Source organism: Burkholderia sp. MSMB1835 (assembly GCF_001526365.1).
Taxonomy (GTDB): Bacteria; Pseudomonadota; Gammaproteobacteria; order Burkholderiales; family Burkholderiaceae; genus Burkholderia.
The window spans coordinates 328,048-342,719 of sequence record NZ_LOYP01000052.1 but is presented as its reverse complement, the minus strand read 5'-3'; the positions used below and the strand labels follow the sequence as shown (position 1 = coordinate 342,719).

The following is a 14,672-nucleotide window of genomic DNA, read 5'->3' as shown; positions in this document are numbered from 1 at the left end:
GAAGACGAGCCCGTCCAGCGACGGGCTCGTCTTGCGTTCCGACGCGCCGTTCAGCGGCTGCCGCCCGACGCGACGCGGCCACTCTCGTCGGGCACGCCGCCGCGGACCAGATCCTGATAGCGCACGCACACGCACTGCGCGGACGCCTTCGCCGCGTACATCGCCGCGTCGGCCTTGACGAGCAACTCCTCGGCCGACGCGCCATCCGCGGGAAACTCGCTGACGCCGATGCTCGCGCCGACGGCCATGCGTCCTTCGTCGAACTCCAGCTCCTCGGCCATCACGATCTGGATGCGCGTCGCGACATCGCCGATCACCGCCGGCGAACGCACGTCCGAAATCAGCACGATGAATTCGTCACCGCCGAGCCGGGCCACCATGTCGCCGCCGCGCAGCACGTGGCTCAACCGCTTCGCGACCGTGACGAGCGTGCGGTCGCCGGCCGAGTGCCCGTGCTGGTCGTTGATCTGCTTGAAGCGGTCGAGATCGACGAACATCACCGCCAGCCCCTCGCCCACCGCGGCCGCATGCCGGATCGCGGCATCGAGATGCTCCATGAACAGCAGGCGATTCGGCAGGCCGGTCAGCGGGTCGTGACCGGCGAGGTGCGTCAGCTCCAGTTGCTTCGCGCGCAACATCGCCATCTGCGTGCGAATCTCGACGCGCATGCTGTCGAAACAGCGCGCGAGCACGCCGATCTCGTCGGCCCGCGCAACGGGCAGCCGTTCGGCCGCCGGATCGTCGAACACGTGCGTCGCGGCGCGCGCGAGCGTCTGCAGCGGCCGCGTGATCGCACGCGCGAACAGGATCGCGAGGATCACCGCCAGCACGCTCGATACGAGCACCATCCGGACGATCCGTCCGCCCAGCATGCCGGCCGGCGCGAGCACGTCCGCCAGCGGGCGGGCCATCCCGAGCACGACGAAGCGGTTGCCCTCGTCGTGCCCGAACGGCGTGCGCACGAACGCGAACATCTGTCCCGGCGCCTCGTCGGGCTGAGCGAGCCCATTGAGCGTCACGCTCGTGCGCTCGCTGTCGAACAGCGCGCGCGTGCCGGCGAAGCGGTCCTGCATCAGCACACGCCGGCCGCGATCGAAGCCGAACGTCTGCTGCGGATCGGGATGCACGAGAAAATCGCCCCATTCGTTCGCGAGATAGACCCCATAGTCGTCCGGCAGATCGCGTTCGAGGCGATCGAACACCCGAGAAAGCTCGACGTCGACGACGAGTGCCCCGACCGTCCGACCCGATGCGTCGGTCACCGGCGTCCCCACGCGCAGGATCGGCAGGCCTTCGGCCGCATGCGATCCCGTCTCGTGATTGATCGCGATCGGCGACAGGTAGATATGGCCCGGCGCCGTCGCGAGCGTATCGAATACATAGGAGAACTGCCCTTTCTCCTGAAACACGCTTTCGGGTAGCACGACGATGCCGCGCGCATCGCGATCGAGGCGAATGCGCTCGATCCCGAAATGCCCGCTCGCGATCAGGCGGATCTGCAGGTATTCCGCGTGATTTCTCATGAAGCTGTAATACACCTGCTCGAGCCGCGTGCGCCGCGCGGCGTCGGGATGGTCGTCGCCCGCGACGAACGCGGACGACGGCAACTGCGCGAGCACGAGCGCATCGTCGGCAACGTCGGCGAGCGCGGTCGCGAAGCGCTGCCCGAGCAGTTGCGTCGACATCAGCAGGCTGTGCTGCGCCTCCTGCACGAGCATCGCACGGTTGGCGCGATACGCGTAGTAGCCGGTCGTGCCGGACGCGATCACGCCGATGCACGCGAACAGCACCGACAGCTTCGACGTGAGCCCGAGCCGGATCATTTTCCGAACCGCTCCGGCCGATCGCCCGACACGATGCGGCTCCACAGCGACTCGCGGCGCGCGATGTCCTCCACGGGCTGAAGCCACACGAGATGCTGATGCCCGGTATCCAGGCCGTGCGGCGGCTCGAGCGTGTTCGCGAGCCCCTGACGCTCGGTCAGCAGCGCGCCGATCGCCGGTTCGAGCATGTAGTTGATCCACGCGAATGCAAGCTCGGGACGGAGCGCGCCGCGCGTGACGGCCCAGCAATCGAGCCACGCGAGTGCGCCTTCGTCCGGGATCACGTAGCCGACGTCCGCGCCGGCGCGACGCAACTGCTCGACCTGCTGCGTGCCGTAGTTGCCGAACATCAGCGCCGCGCGATGCTGGACGAATAGCGCGGTCGCTTCTTCGGGAAGCGTGTAGTACGTCAGCAGGTTGCGGCGCAGGTCGATCAGCTTGCGGGCCACGACGAGCGTCTGGGCGGGCGACAGGTGGAACGGATCGGGATAGCCGAGCGCCAGCGCCGTGAACGAAAAATTGTGCTGCGCGCTGTTGAAGTCGAGCACCTTGCCGCGATAGCGCGGATTCCACAACTCGCGCATCGAGTGCGGCGCGGCCGGCACCTGCTTGCGGTCGTAGATCAGCCCCATCGACGAATACGTGAACGGGATCGCGTAGGATGCGCCGTCCTGCACGAGCCCGCCAATCGTCGCGAGCTGCTGGAAATTCGGCAATTGCCGCCGCCGGTTCGGGATCCGCGACAGGTCGATCGGCGCGAGCAGATGTTCGTGCGCATAGCGCTGGATCTCGGCCGTGTTCGCGGCGAGCACGTCGTACGGCGGCGGCGAAGCGCCGTGCATCCGCGTCCACAGCGCTTCGTCGGAATCGACCTGCGTCACCTCGACCCGCACGTGAAACTGCGCCTCGAAAGCGCTGACGATATCGCTGTCCGCGTAACCGGGCCAGGCCAGCACGCGCAGCACGTTGTCGTTGACGGTTTCGGGAGAGGCGGCGAAGGCTGGCAGAGCGCGTGCGAGCAAGCCCAGCGTGAATACGACGAGCAGCGTACGCACGGCGCCGCGGGCGCGTGTGCGTACGCCGATTCCCCTGATCAATCGCCCCCCGCGTGGATCGCCCGGCTGCATTCGACTGTCCTTTTTCGAGTCGATGCGATATCCCGCAACGAGACCATAAAACGCATGGTCACGCAATCGGAACAAGCCGCACATCGCGCATTTTCCTCGGGCATCACGGTGGAATGCGACCCAATTACGTCGGCCGGGTCGGGCCGCGAATACGCGAATACGCGACAACGACCGTCAGCGCCAGGCCTGCGTGAATTCGGCGATCACGCGCGACAGGTGGGCGCGCATCGCGTCGCGCGCCCCGTCCGCGTCGCGCGCCATGATCGCCGCGAAGATTCGCTGGTGATCTTCCTGCGACGCCTCGCGCAGCGCGGTCGAGTGAAAGTGCTCCTCGATCTTGTCCCACAGCGGATCGCTGCGCGCGCAGTCCCACATCGCCGTGACCATGTGCAGCAGCACCGTATTGCCGGTGGATTCCGCGATTCGCAGGTGAAACTGGCGATCGGCCGCGTCGTAGGCGGCCTTGTCGCTCATCTGCTCGCGCATCGTCGTCAACGAGAAAAACAGGCGGTCGAGATCGGCATCCTTGCGTTCGGTCGCCGCGAGCGCCGCGACTTCCGCCTCGATCAGCCCGCGCGCGCGCAGCGTCTCGATCGGCCCCGGCCCGCGCGGCACGTCGAACGTCACCGGCCGCGCGGCATCGGCCGCCGACACGTAGATGCCCGAGCCGATCCGCACCTCGACGATCCCCTGCACTTCGAGCGCGATGATCGCCTCGCGCACCTGCGTGCGGCTCACGCCGAATTGGTCGGCCAGGCTGCGCTCCGACGGCAGTCGTGCGCCGGCCTCGAACGCGCCGGCGGCCACCATCGCGTGAATCTGCCGCGCAAGGCCGATATAGGAGCGGTCCGCGGCATCGGTGTCGCGGCTGGCTGACAGGGTGGAAAGATCGGTCATCGAAAGGCTCGCAACGGGCTGGCCGGCACCGCTGCGGCGCCGGATCGCCAAAATGGTACACCAATTTGGTTCGAAGCCGGTTCGGCCCGTCGGCCAGATCGACCAGTCGTGTCCCTGAACGTCACGGCGACCGTCATCCGGCCGGACAACTGGTAAACCACTATCCCGCACAACTGGCATACCAATCATAATCCGCACACCGACGCCGGGCCGGCACGCCGCCGCCCCGTCGTCCACCGCATGAACCGCCAGCCAGGAGCCGCTCCAGTGAAGATGTCTTTCCGTTGGTACGGCGAGTCCGATCCGGTCTCGCTGCAATACATCCGCCAGATCCCCGGCGTCACGCATATCGTGTCCGCGATCTACGACGAACCGGTGGGCGAGGTCTGGCCCGTGCACAAGATCGACGCGCTGAAGGCGACGATCGAGCGCGCCGGCCTGCAGTTCGACGTCGTCGAATCGGTGCCCGTGCACGAGGACATCAAGCTCGGCAAGCCGACCCGCGACCGCCTGATCGACCACTACCGGCAGACCATCCGCCATCTCGGCGCGGCCGGCATCCGCGTCGTCTGCTACAACTTCATGCCCGTGTTCGACTGGACGCGCACCGAGCTGTCGAAGACGCTCGACGACGGATCGACCTGCCTCGCGTTCAGCACCGACGCGGTCGACCGGATCGATCCGAACGACGGCATCGCGCTGCCCGGCTGGGATTCGAGCTACCGGCCCGAACAGTTGCAGGCGCTGCTCGCCGAGTACCGCGACGTCGACGAGAACGCGCTGTGGGCCAATCTCGAGTACTTCCTGAAGGCGATCGTTCCGGTCGCCGAGGAAGCCGGCGTGAAGATGGCGATCCATCCCGACGATCCGCCGCGCCCGATCTTCGGGCTGCCGCGCATCGTGAAGAACCGCGACGATCTCGCGCGGATCGTGCGCATCGTCGACTCGCCCGCGAACGGGCTGACGCTGTGCTCGGGCTCGCTCGGCGCGGGCCCCGAGAACGATGTCGAAGCGCTCGTGCGCGAATTCGGCGCGATGGGCCGGATCCACTTCGCGCACATCCGCAACGTGAAGGTCGACACGAACGGCGATTTCGAGGAAACCGCGCACCTGTCGAGCTGCGGCTCGCTCGACATCGCCGCGATCGTGAAGGCGTATCACGACACCGGCTTCACCGGCTACGTGCGCCCCGACCACGGCCGCATGATCTGGGGCGAGACCGGCAAGCCCGGCTATGGCCTCTACGATCGCGCGCTCGGCGCGGTCTACCTGAACGGCCTGTGGGAAGCATTGGCGAAGTTCGACCGCGCGCCGCACGCGTCGCGGTAATTCGCCCTTCGAGGCGGCCGGCGCAGCGGATCGCCGGTCGCCCGCCACGATATTCCGCACGGAGACACCTGCATGCCACGCATCCGATGGGCCATGATCCTGATGTGCTTCCTGGCCAACGTCATCAACTTCATCGACCGCGCGAACCTCGCGATCGCCGCGCCCAGCATCCGCGCCGACCTCGGCCTCGACGCGGTCGGCATGGGGCTCGTGCTGAGCGCGTTCTTCTGGACCTATGCGTTCCTGCAATTGCCGGCCGGCTGGTTCATCGACAAGGTCGGCGTGCGCGTGAGCCTCGCGCTGGCCGTCGGCTGGTGGTCGGTGTTCACGGTCGCGACGGGCGCCGCGCGCGGCCTCGCGCAGCTCGTCGGCGTGCGGCTGATGCTCGGCGTCGGCGAAGCGGCCGCGATCCCATCGTTCGCGAAGGTCGCGTTCAACTGGTTTCCGCGCAGCGAGCGCGGTCTGGCCAGCAGCATCTTCGACAGCGGCTCGCGCGTCGGCTCCGCGCTGTCGCTGCCGCTCGTCGCGTGGCTGATCTCGATCGTCGGCTGGCGCGGGTCGTTCGTGATCACGGGCGGGATCGGCATCGCGTGGGCGCTGGCATGGTGGTTCGTCTATCGCGACCCGGAACGCTATCGCGCGATCGCACCGGACGCCGTCGATGCGCTGCTCGCGCAACGCGGCGCCCCGACGGTTGCGGCCGCAACCGACGGCCCGAAGGTGTCATGGCTCGACCTGTTCCGCTACCGCACCGTGTGGGGCATGATGATCGGCCTGTTCTGCCTGAACTTCGCGATCTACTTCTTCATCACGTGGTTCCCGAGCTACCTGTTGCAGTCGCGCGGCTTCTCGCTCGCGTCGCTCGGCACGTGGGGCATGCTGCCCGCGCTGCTCGCGATTCCCGGCGGCTGGCTCGGCGGCTACGTGTCGGACAGCCTGTTCCGCCGCGGCTGGAGCGCCACCGCCGCGCGCAAGACCTGCCTCGTGCTCGGCATGCTGCTGTCGTCGTCGATCGCGCTGTCCGCGTTCGTCGAAAACGTGTGGGCCTGCCTCGCCCTGTTCGCGCTCGCGTATGCCAGCCTGTCGTTCGCCGGCGCCAACGTGTGGACGCTCGTCGGCGAAGTCGCGCCGACGCCTGCGCACGTCGCATCGCTCGGCGGCATCCAGAACTTCGCGGGCAATCTCGCCGGGATCTTCATCACGACCTTCACCGGCGTGATGCTGTCGATCACGAAAGGCTCGTTCGTCGTGCCGCTCGCGGTGGCCGGTGCGCTGTGCGTGGTCGGCGCGCTGTCGTACCTGTTCGTCGTCGGCAAGGTCGAGCCGTTGCCGCCGCTGCGGCGCGGCGGCAGCGAGAGAAATGTCGAGCCGAACGCGGCCTGACGCAGCGGGACGGCGCGGCCGAAACACCCACGCTTTCCCTTTCGGTCGCGCGTCGGACAATGAGCCGCGCTCGCCGTTTTCGGCCTCGCACGGCTTCGAGCGCGGCGTGCGCGTAAACCTCGGCCAGCCGTGGAGTCGCGACATCGAACGCGCGATCCGCGTGCTCGGCGGACCGGTCGCGCCACCGTCGGTCCGCAAGGCCGGACGAATCGCACGACGCGCGCGCTGCGCTGGCTGCGTCACGGCCATGCAGCCGATCGGCGCACGGGTTACATTGCAACTCCTGCCGCCCTTTCGCGATTGCCCATGAGCCCACTGCCTTACCTCGATCACGACGCGCTGCTGACACTGGCGGCCGAAGCGGCGCACGTCACGCAGCCGTGCACGTGCACGAAGACCTCGCTCGCCGGCTGGACGACCCTGCCGCTGTCGCTGCCGGACACGCAACTGATCGAAGTGGCGACGCTCGCGCCGCCGGGCGACGCGGAGCCGACCTACGCGGAACATCATCCGGCCGGCACGCGCTATGCATCGGACGACGCGCCGATCGCGCCGCGTCATTTCCCGTACAACCGCTGCACCGTCAGCCGCTGCCGCGCGTGCGGCCGCCTGTTCCTGCGCTACCAGGAAGGCGGCGGCTACTTCGTCGACCAGCGCATCCGCGCGCTCGATCCGGCGCTCGTCGTCGACGCGTGACCGCGGGACGTACGGGGTTTTCGAGCGCGCGGCCCGTGCGCGGCGAGGCCACCGATCTCGCGACCGCACGCCGGCAGCTCGACCTATTTCCGGGCTTGCGTCAGCACGATACGAGAACGGTCATGCCGCCGCAGGACGCGGCAGCACAGGCCGCAAAATGAAACGGGCGGCTCGCTGGCCGCCCGTACGATGAACCGGAAGCAAACCGGCCGACGCCCGCCGTCACGCGGGCGCCGCCGGCGTTCAGTGCGCCGCTGCCGGCTTGCCGAACGCGCCGAGGATCTTCTTCTCGAGCGCGATGTAATCGCGGCCGAAGTGGTGATCGCCCTGCGTCTTGATCACGTCGGCGCCCGTGTTCGCGAGTGCGGGGCACATCGTGTCCGTCTCTTCCGCGCCATAGAAGCACTGCACGAGTTGCGGCGGCACCTTCGCGATTTCCGGCGCGACCTTCAGCGCCTTGTCGCTCGCGGGCATGCCGAGCCACCCCGTCACGCGGATCTGGAAATCGGCCGACGGCGCGAAGCCGAGCAGCGACATCACCGCGACCTTGTCGCGCAGGTCCGCCGGCAGCCGGTTGTACGCGAACGGCATCACGTCGGCGCCGAACGAATAGCCGACCAGCGCCACGCGGCTCGCATGCCAGCGCGCCATGTAGGTGCGCATCACGCGGGCAAGATCGCGACTCACCTGTGCGGGCGGCTTCTCGCTCCAGAAATAGCGCAGGCTGTCGATGCCGACCACCGACACGCCGTCGCGCTGCAGCGCCTCGGCGATCGTCTTGTCGAGATCGCGCCAGCCGCCGTCGCCCGAGATCACGATCGCGAGCCGGTCGCTGCCGCCCTTGGCCGGCAGCTCGACGAGCGGCAGATCCGACACGTCGAGCTCGTCGCTGCTGCTGGTGTCGCGCAAGTGCGACGTGACGAGCGACACGAGCTTGGTCGAGTCGCCCGCGGCGGCCGTTTCGACGAAACCCGGCATCGCGCGGCGCACGATCGTCGGATCGGGCGGACACGGCTTGAAGCGCGGATCGAGCTTCGCGGCCGGCCCGACCGCGACGACGCCGGCGATCGTATTCTCCGGCGCCATCGACAGAATCTGCTTGGCGATCGCGCCGCCCTGGCCCACGCCCGCGACGATCGGCGTGAAATAGCGCGACGATTGCGCGAGACGTTCGAGCTGATGGCTGACCGCCTCGGCGTCGCCGTCGAGGTGATGGCAGACCTCCTGCTTCGCGGCGAGATTCGCCGCGTAACGCCCCGAATCGACGCCGACCGTCATCGCACCGGCTTGCGCGAGCGCGTCGGCCGCCTGCTGATCGGCGGCCTGCCAGCCGGCCCCACGCGAGAACAGCACGACGAACCCGCGCAGCGGCCCGCTCGGCCTGGTCACGGTCACGGGCCCGTAGCGGCCGCCGGACACGGTTTCGGCTTTCGCGGCGGCCGGCTGCGCGGCGCACGCGGCGCCGGCCAGCATCATTCCCGCGCAGGCGGCTGCCGCCCGCGCGATTACCTTCTTCAACATCATGAACGCCGACCTCCAGCCAGCAATGACAGATCCGCAAGCGTGACGAACACGCCGACCGAGCCCGAGGCCGCGAGATAACGCGGCTCCCAGTGCGGTTCGAACTTGCTCTTGAAAGCGCGCAAGCCGCGGAAGTTGTAGAAGCGGCCGCCGAAGCGCCAGACCATCAGGCCGAGCCGGTGGAACGGCGACGGCATCTTCGCCGCCCCCATCCCCGAGAACGGCGCGATGCCCAGGCTCAGCTTGCGGAACCCCGCTTCCTTCAGATGCAGCGCGAGCTGCGTAAACAGATACTCCATCGCGTACGGCGACGCGTCCGGCAGATGGCGCATCACGCCGACCGTCGCCTCGGTGTTGAGATCGGTCGTCATGAACGTGACGAACGCGATCGGCTTGTCGGCCTGCCGCACCAGCATCACCGACTGCGTCGCGAGATAGCCGTCGTGGAACGCCGCCACCGAGAAACTCTTCTCGCGCGCATCGCGACTGTCGAGCCAGCCGTCGGAGATGTCGCGCAGCGCCGGCAGCGCGGCCGGCACGTCGCCCGGCGCGATCACCTCGACCGTCAGCGCGTCCTTGTCGCCCCGGCGCAGCGCGTAGCGCAGGTGCGATCGGTTCGATCCTTTCAGATCGAACTGATCGAGCGCGATGTGCGCTTCCTCGCCCAGCTTCATCAGCGTGAGCCCTGCGTCGAGATACAGCGGCAACGCGTTCGCGCGCACCTGGTAGAACGCCGCGCGGCCGCTGTGCGCGTGCGCGAGCGCGATGAACTTGCTGATCAGCGCCGGCCACTCTTCACGCGGCCCGACCGGATCGTGCAGCGCGGCCCACGTGCGGCCGTTCTTCGCGTACATCAGGAACGCGCGGCGCGACTCGGAGAACAGGAACGACTTGTCGCCCATCAGCGCGAGACCCGCATCGCTGCACTCCTGCGCGCGGATGATCTGCTCCGCGTCGACCAGGTCCTGCTCCGCGGGCTTCACGAAACGTCCGGGCGCCGGGCGCAGCAATTGCCACAGCGCGAACAGCGCGACGAACACGCCGGCCGCGAGCGTCGCGCGCAGCGCCCGCGGCGCGCGCGCATCGAACGAGAAATGCGACCACAACTCGCGCGTGTACGGCACGTCGCGGAACGCGAAGAACAGCACCCACACGGCCAGCATCAGCACCATCGCCACCGACACGAACCAGCTGACGGTGAAGCGCTCGGCGAGCAGCGAAGAATGACGGTTGAACCGGCGCCGGCTGACGAGCAGCAGCACGAGCAGCGTGCCGAGCACGCCGGCCTCGACGAACGCGAGGCCCTTGGCCAGCGACAGCGCGAGGCTCGCGAGCGTCAACGCGAAGGTCATCCACCAGGCGCCGTCGAGCCGGCGCAGCAGCCCGCGCGCGACGAACAGCAGCGCGACGCCGAGCACGCTGCAGATCACCTGCGAGCCTTCGAGCACCCACAGCGGCACGATGTGGCGCAGGATCGCGATTCGATGCCAGAACGCGGGCGTCGCGCTCGAGATCACCAGCATCCCGCCGACCGCGAACGTCACGAGGCTCAGGAACACCGGCGCCAGTTGCGACACGCGCACGGCCTGCCGCGTCACGAGCCGGCGCCGCAGCGCGCGGCCCTCGAAACCGGCGAGCAGGCCCGCCGACAGCACGAGCGGCACGCCGAAATAGATCGCGCGATACGCGATCAGCGCGGCGACCATCGCGTGCGCGGGCACTTCGCGACCGAGCGTGAAGACCATCGCCGCTTCGAACACGCCGATCCCGCCCGGCGTATGGCCGATCATCCCGAGCAGCAACGCGGCCGCGTAAACGGTGATGAAGGTCGGGAAGCCGACCGGTGCAGCCGGCAGCAACACCCACAGCGTCAGGCCCGCGGCAACGACGTCGAGCACCGCATAGACGACCTGCGCGACGAGATCGCGCCGCGCCGGCACGTCGAACGACAGCCATTTGAAGCGCGTGACGACCGGGCGCGCGGTGTTGCCGCACAGCACGACCAGCGCGGCGAGCACGACCAGCAGGGCAGCGCCCGTCCACGTGAGCACGCCGGGCGCGACGTGCAGCATCGCGGCGAGCGCCTCCGGCACGCAGACCATGCCGACCGCCGTCATCAGCACCATCGCGAGCGCCAGCGTGCCGCTCGTGAATACCGTCATCCGGCCGATCTGGGCGGGCGTGACACCCGACACGCCGTACACGCGCGCGCGCACCGCGCCGCCCGTCAGCGCGCCGAAGCCGGTCGCGTTGCCGAGCGCGGAACCGGCAATCGCGCCGATCCACAGCGCGACGCGCGGCACCCTGGCCGCGACATAGCGCAGGCCGACCGCATCGCGGGCGACGAGCGCGAGATAGCTGAGGGCCGTCGCGGCCAGCGACGCGCCCCACTCGCGGACGGACATGTGACGCAACTGGCGGATCACCGACCGGTAGTCGACGGATTCCGACAGGTGCTGGAAAACCACGATCAGCAGCAGGCCGATGCCGAGCGCGAGCAGCGGCGACAGCACGCGCTCGTTGCGGATCAGCGCCCGGGCACGGGCGATCACCGCCGCGGCGCGACCGGGCGAACCAGAGTGGCGGGAAGACATAACGTGTTCAGTGGTGGTGCATAGCGTGTCGCGGCGCGGGTTGGCCGGGCGGCGACGTATCTGTTGTTCTGCGTGGGCGGCCGGCCGAATACGGCCTCGTGGCGCTTGGATCAGAACTTACGAGTATACGGAATTAATATTACAGAATCTTTCACGTCGACTTTGTGCGGATTTGTGGTGTCTCGCACAGCAAGACGCACCGAGAAACAGGGCATCCGACGAACGCAAGGTGCGCATCATACCGGGAACCGGGGCGGTTTTTTCATCGGACGAATGACTTCTCGTCCATTTGGGAGGAATCTGCCCGACCGACTCCGGCCGGCGAGGACGAAAGCGTCGCGCCGCGACGCTTCAGCGGAATGGGGGCAGATTGATTCGGACGTGCGCATCCGCGCGGAAACGTCCTGGCCTCCGTTACTTCGCCCGCTCATGCTCTCCCAAGCCGATCGCCTTGTAGTCGTAAGTCGGATAGAACTCCGTCCGGTACACGCCCCAGGCCGTATCCTCGAGCACGCGATTGACCTCGCGCAGCCGCGACGCCGGCAGCCGCAGCACGACGATCTGCCCGATCCCCATCGTCACGGTCCAGCTCACCACCTCGACGCCCGGCGGCGGAAATGCCTTGTAGAAGCCCTGCTTCGCGAGCTGCGCATTCAGCTCCGCGAGCGGGCGCGATTCGTCGTGCTTCAGAAAGACGGTCAGCAGGACCGCGTTGTCGGGCGTCGCGACCGCCGAACCGGCCGGCACCGTCGACGTCTGGCCGATGGCTGGTGCACCGGAAAGCGCGGCGACCGCCAACGCGGCGGCAATCACGAGCGTCCGAATCGGAACATGCGGGAATACGGTCATTGCGCGACTCCATGGCTTCGTGGCTGGAGCCGCCATCATGCACCGCCGGATCGATCGCTGCAGCGAGCCGCGCCGATGCGATTACGCCGCGTCGCCGGCCGCGCGTTCGCGCAGCACGTCGATGAACGCCCGCAGCTTGGCCGGCACGTGCTTGCGATTCACGTAATACAGCCACATCGGCGGCAACGTGCGGCATGCGCCGGGCAGCACCTCGACGAGCGTGCCGTCGTGCAGGTCCTGCTCGATCCGCTCGCGCATGAACGCGAACGCAATGCCGACGCCCGCGCGCGCCGCATCGATCACCGCATCGTCGTCGTTCGTCACGAACACGCCGTCCGGATCGAGATCGACGTCGCGTTGCCCGTCGCGCAGCAGCCATTTATGCAAACGGCCGCTTTCCGAGAAACGGAAACGAACGCACGCATGACGCTCGAGCTGCGCGATCGACGCCGGCGCACCGTAGCGCGCCAGATAAGCGGGCGACGCGACCAGCGCACACGTCAGCGCAGGCGCGATCCGCACGCCGATCATGCCCGGCTGCAGCCGGTCGGCGAGGCGGATCCCCGCGTCGAAGCCGTCCTTTGCGATGTCGACGAGTTCGTTCTCGTAGCGAATTTCGAGCCGGACTTTCGGGTAGCGTTCGCGGAACGTGGCGAGCACGGGCGCGATCACGCGCAAGCGCGCGAGCGGCAGCGCGGTCACGCGCAACAGCCCGTTCGGCTCGCTGCGCGCGTCCTTCAGTTCGTCGCGAGCCTGCATGACCTGCCGGTACGCAGGCTCGGTCTGCTGCCGGTAGCGCTGACCGGCTTCCGTGAGGCTCACGCCGCGCGTGCTCCGGTTGAACAGCTTCACGTTCAGCTCGCCCTCGAGCTGCCCGATCGCGAGGCTGACGGCAGCCGGCGTCAGGCCCAGCGCGGCGGCGGCGCGCGTGAAGTTGCCGGCCGTCGCGACGGTCATGAACACGTGCAGCCCGGCCATTGGATCGCGTCGGCTCATCGTCTGTCCATCATTAGAAAAACTTGAAACTGCTTCGAGCGGAATACGGATTCTCCCATATACCGTCGCTGCCTACACTGGCGCTGTCGTCCCCATCGGAGCCTCGCATGACCCCGCCCACCGCCGCCCTGCCCCTCGCCGCCGCCCGCCGCACGATCGACGCTGCGCTCGCCCATGCCGCGTCGCTGCAGGTGGCCGGCGTCGCGATCGCCGTCGTCGACGCCGGCGCCAACCTGCTCGCATTCGCGCGCACCGACGACTGTTTTCTCGGCGCGATCGACCTCGCGCAGCGCAAGGCGCTGACGGCGATCCGCTTTCGCGCGCCGACCGCGTCGCTGGGCGCGATGTCCGGCGTGGACGGGTCGTTGCGCGGCATCGAGCACAGTCACGGCGGGCTCGTCACGTTCGGCGGCGGGGAGCCGCTCATCGACGGCGACTGGCGCTGCGTCGGCGCAGTCGGCGTGTCGGGCGGCAGCGTCGAACAAGATGAAGCGATCGCGCGAGCCTGCAGCGATCATTTCCTGGCATCACTCACCCTCAAGGAGTAAGCACATGGCACGCAAACGCATCCTCATCACCGGCGCGGGGTCGGGCTTCGGCCTCGAAGTCGCGCTACGGCTCGCCGAGCGCGGCCACGACGTGACGGCCGGCGTCCGCGCCGCCGCCGAGATCGACGTCGTGACGAGCGCCGCCGCGCAACGCGGCGCCGCGCTGCGCGTCGTCAAGCTCGACGTCACGTCCGCATACGACCGCTCCCGCGCGGCCGATCTCGACATCGACGTGCTCGTCAACAACGCGGGCGTCGGCGAAGCCGGCGCGCTCGTCGACCTGCCGATCGAGATCGTGCGCGAACTGTTCGACGTCAACGTGCTCGGGCCGCTCGAGCTCACGCAACAGGTCGCGCGCGGGATGCTCGCGCGCCGGCACGGCAAGATCGTGTTCGTGTCGTCGATTGCCGGGTTGATCACCGGTCCGTTCACGGGTGCGTACTGTGCGTCGAAACATGCGGTCGAATCGATCGCCGAGGCGATGCACGCCGAACTGGCGCCGCACGGCATCCGCGTCGCGGTCGTGAACCCGGGCCCGTACCGCACGGGTTTCAACGACCGGATGATGGAAACGACGCGGCGCTGGCACGATCCGGCCGTGCATACCGTGACGCCGGAAAAGCTGACCTTCCCGCTCGAACAGCACGACCCGGAGGAAATGATCGCGAAGATGGTCGACGTGATCGACAGTGACGGCGGCGCGTTCCGCAACCTGCTGCCGGCCTCGTCGAAAGCGTTCGTGCGCGCCGAGCAGGCGCATGCGTGGGATCGCCAGCAGTAATGCAAAACGGCGGCGGCAGGCGGTTCACGCAGAGGCGCCCCGCCAGCCGCCAGCCACGCGACGCTACGCGCAGCGTTCGCCATCGACGGCCGGCGACGGTCCGGGCCGCCGGCGGCCGGCCAGTCGCC

12 protein-coding genes are annotated in these 14,672 nt (G+C 68.4%); 5 read left to right on the top strand and 7 right to left on the bottom strand.

Features of this window, described 5'->3' with window-relative positions:
• Positions 1-50: 50 nt before the first annotated feature.
• The 3 genes from WS96_RS25535 to WS96_RS25525 form a co-directional block, all read right to left on the bottom strand.
• Positions 51-1,823, bottom strand: coding sequence for a GGDEF domain-containing protein (locus WS96_RS25535; protein ID WP_059836323.1), 1,773 nt, complete (start codon positions 1,821-1,823; stop codon positions 51-53).
• Entirely contained in the window at positions 1,820-2,950 is a 1,131-nt protein-coding gene (locus WS96_RS25530) for an ABC transporter substrate-binding protein (RefSeq protein WP_034204740.1), read from the bottom strand. The genes WS96_RS25535 and WS96_RS25530 overlap by 4 nt, the downstream gene beginning before the upstream one ends.
• 174 nt (positions 2,951-3,124) lie before the next feature.
• Positions 3,125-3,847, bottom strand: coding sequence for a FadR/GntR family transcriptional regulator (locus WS96_RS25525; RefSeq protein WP_059784995.1), 723 nt, complete (start codon positions 3,845-3,847; stop codon positions 3,125-3,127).
• A 267-nt stretch (positions 3,848-4,114) separates the two neighbouring features.
• Here WS96_RS25525 and uxuA point away from each other — a divergent pair, with 267 nt between their 5' ends.
• From uxuA to WS96_RS25510, 3 genes are all read left to right on the top strand, one after another.
• Entirely contained in the window at positions 4,115-5,176 is a 1,062-nt protein-coding gene (gene uxuA / locus WS96_RS25520) for a mannonate dehydratase (protein WP_179949982.1), read from the top strand.
• A gap of 72 nt (positions 5,177-5,248) precedes the next feature.
• On the top strand, positions 5,249-6,559 hold the full coding sequence (locus WS96_RS25515) for an MFS transporter (protein WP_059836321.1): 1,311 nt from the start codon (positions 5,249-5,251) through the stop codon (positions 6,557-6,559).
• A 306-nt stretch (positions 6,560-6,865) separates the two neighbouring features.
• Positions 6,866-7,255: a hypothetical protein gene (locus WS96_RS25510; RefSeq protein ID WP_059836319.1), complete on the top strand. Its 390-nt coding sequence runs from the start codon at positions 6,866-6,868 to the stop codon at positions 7,253-7,255.
• 243 nt (positions 7,256-7,498) lie between these two features.
• On the opposite strand, the gene WS96_RS25505 is transcribed toward WS96_RS25510, so the two are convergent.
• The 4 genes from WS96_RS25505 to WS96_RS25490 form a co-directional block, all read right to left on the bottom strand.
• Positions 7,499-8,779, bottom strand: coding sequence for a virulence factor family protein (locus WS96_RS25505; RefSeq protein ID WP_059836317.1), 1,281 nt, complete (start codon positions 8,777-8,779; stop codon positions 7,499-7,501).
• The gene (gene mprF / locus WS96_RS25500; protein WP_034204736.1) at positions 8,776-11,370 is read right to left on the bottom strand and encodes a bifunctional lysylphosphatidylglycerol flippase/synthetase MprF; all 2,595 of its coding nucleotides are present in this window, start codon (positions 11,368-11,370) and stop codon (positions 8,776-8,778) included. The genes WS96_RS25505 and mprF overlap by 4 nt, the downstream gene beginning before the upstream one ends.
• 414 nt (positions 11,371-11,784) lie before the next feature.
• Positions 11,785-12,219: a hypothetical protein gene (locus WS96_RS25495; RefSeq protein ID WP_059836315.1), complete on the bottom strand. Its 435-nt coding sequence runs from the start codon at positions 12,217-12,219 to the stop codon at positions 11,785-11,787.
• Positions 12,220-12,300: 81 nt separating this feature from the next.
• Positions 12,301-13,215, bottom strand: coding sequence for a LysR family transcriptional regulator (locus tag WS96_RS25490; protein WP_059836313.1), 915 nt, complete (start codon positions 13,213-13,215; stop codon positions 12,301-12,303).
• A 107-nt stretch (positions 13,216-13,322) separates the two neighbouring features.
• On the opposite strand from WS96_RS25490, the gene WS96_RS25485 reads away from it, so the two are divergent.
• Positions 13,323-13,763 (top strand): GlcG/HbpS family heme-binding protein, encoded by a 441-nt coding sequence (locus WS96_RS25485; protein ID WP_059836311.1) that lies wholly within the window; start codon positions 13,323-13,325, stop codon positions 13,761-13,763.
• A 4-nt stretch (positions 13,764-13,767) separates the two neighbouring features.
• Positions 13,768-14,544 carry an SDR family oxidoreductase gene (locus tag WS96_RS25480; protein ID WP_059836309.1) on the top strand — a complete coding sequence of 259 codons (777 nt, stop codon included), beginning with the start codon at positions 13,768-13,770 and terminating at the stop codon, positions 14,542-14,544.
• Positions 14,545-14,672 lie beyond the last annotated feature (128 nt).

Excerpts from the sequence above, each read along its gene's own strand:
- WS96_RS25480 (WP_059836309.1), top strand. The coding sequence starts at position 13,768 with ATGGCACGCAAACGCATCCTCATCACCGGCGCGGGGTCGGGCTTCGGC.
- WS96_RS25490 (WP_059836313.1), bottom strand. The coding sequence starts at position 13,215 with ATGAGCCGACGCGATCCAATGGCCGGGCTGCACGTGTTCATGACCGTC.
- WS96_RS25535 (WP_059836323.1), bottom strand. The coding sequence starts at position 1,823 with ATGATCCGGCTCGGGCTCACGTCGAAGCTGTCGGTGCTGTTCGCGTGC.
- WS96_RS25510 (WP_059836319.1), top strand. The coding sequence starts at position 6,866 with ATGAGCCCACTGCCTTACCTCGATCACGACGCGCTGCTGACACTGGCG.
- mprF (WP_034204736.1), bottom strand. The coding sequence starts at position 11,370 with ATGTCTTCCCGCCACTCTGGTTCGCCCGGTCGCGCCGCGGCGGTGATC.
- WS96_RS25530 (WP_034204740.1), bottom strand. The coding sequence starts at position 2,950 with ATGCAGCCGGGCGATCCACGCGGGGGGCGATTGATCAGGGGAATCGGC.
- WS96_RS25495 (WP_059836315.1), bottom strand. The coding sequence starts at position 12,219 with ATGACCGTATTCCCGCATGTTCCGATTCGGACGCTCGTGATTGCCGCC.
- WS96_RS25505 (WP_059836317.1), bottom strand. The coding sequence starts at position 8,779 with ATGATGTTGAAGAAGGTAATCGCGCGGGCGGCAGCCGCCTGCGCGGGA.
- WS96_RS25485 (WP_059836311.1), top strand. The coding sequence starts at position 13,323 with ATGACCCCGCCCACCGCCGCCCTGCCCCTCGCCGCCGCCCGCCGCACG.
- WS96_RS25525 (WP_059784995.1), bottom strand. The coding sequence starts at position 3,847 with ATGACCGATCTTTCCACCCTGTCAGCCAGCCGCGACACCGATGCCGCG.
- WS96_RS25515 (WP_059836321.1), top strand. The coding sequence starts at position 5,249 with ATGCCACGCATCCGATGGGCCATGATCCTGATGTGCTTCCTGGCCAAC.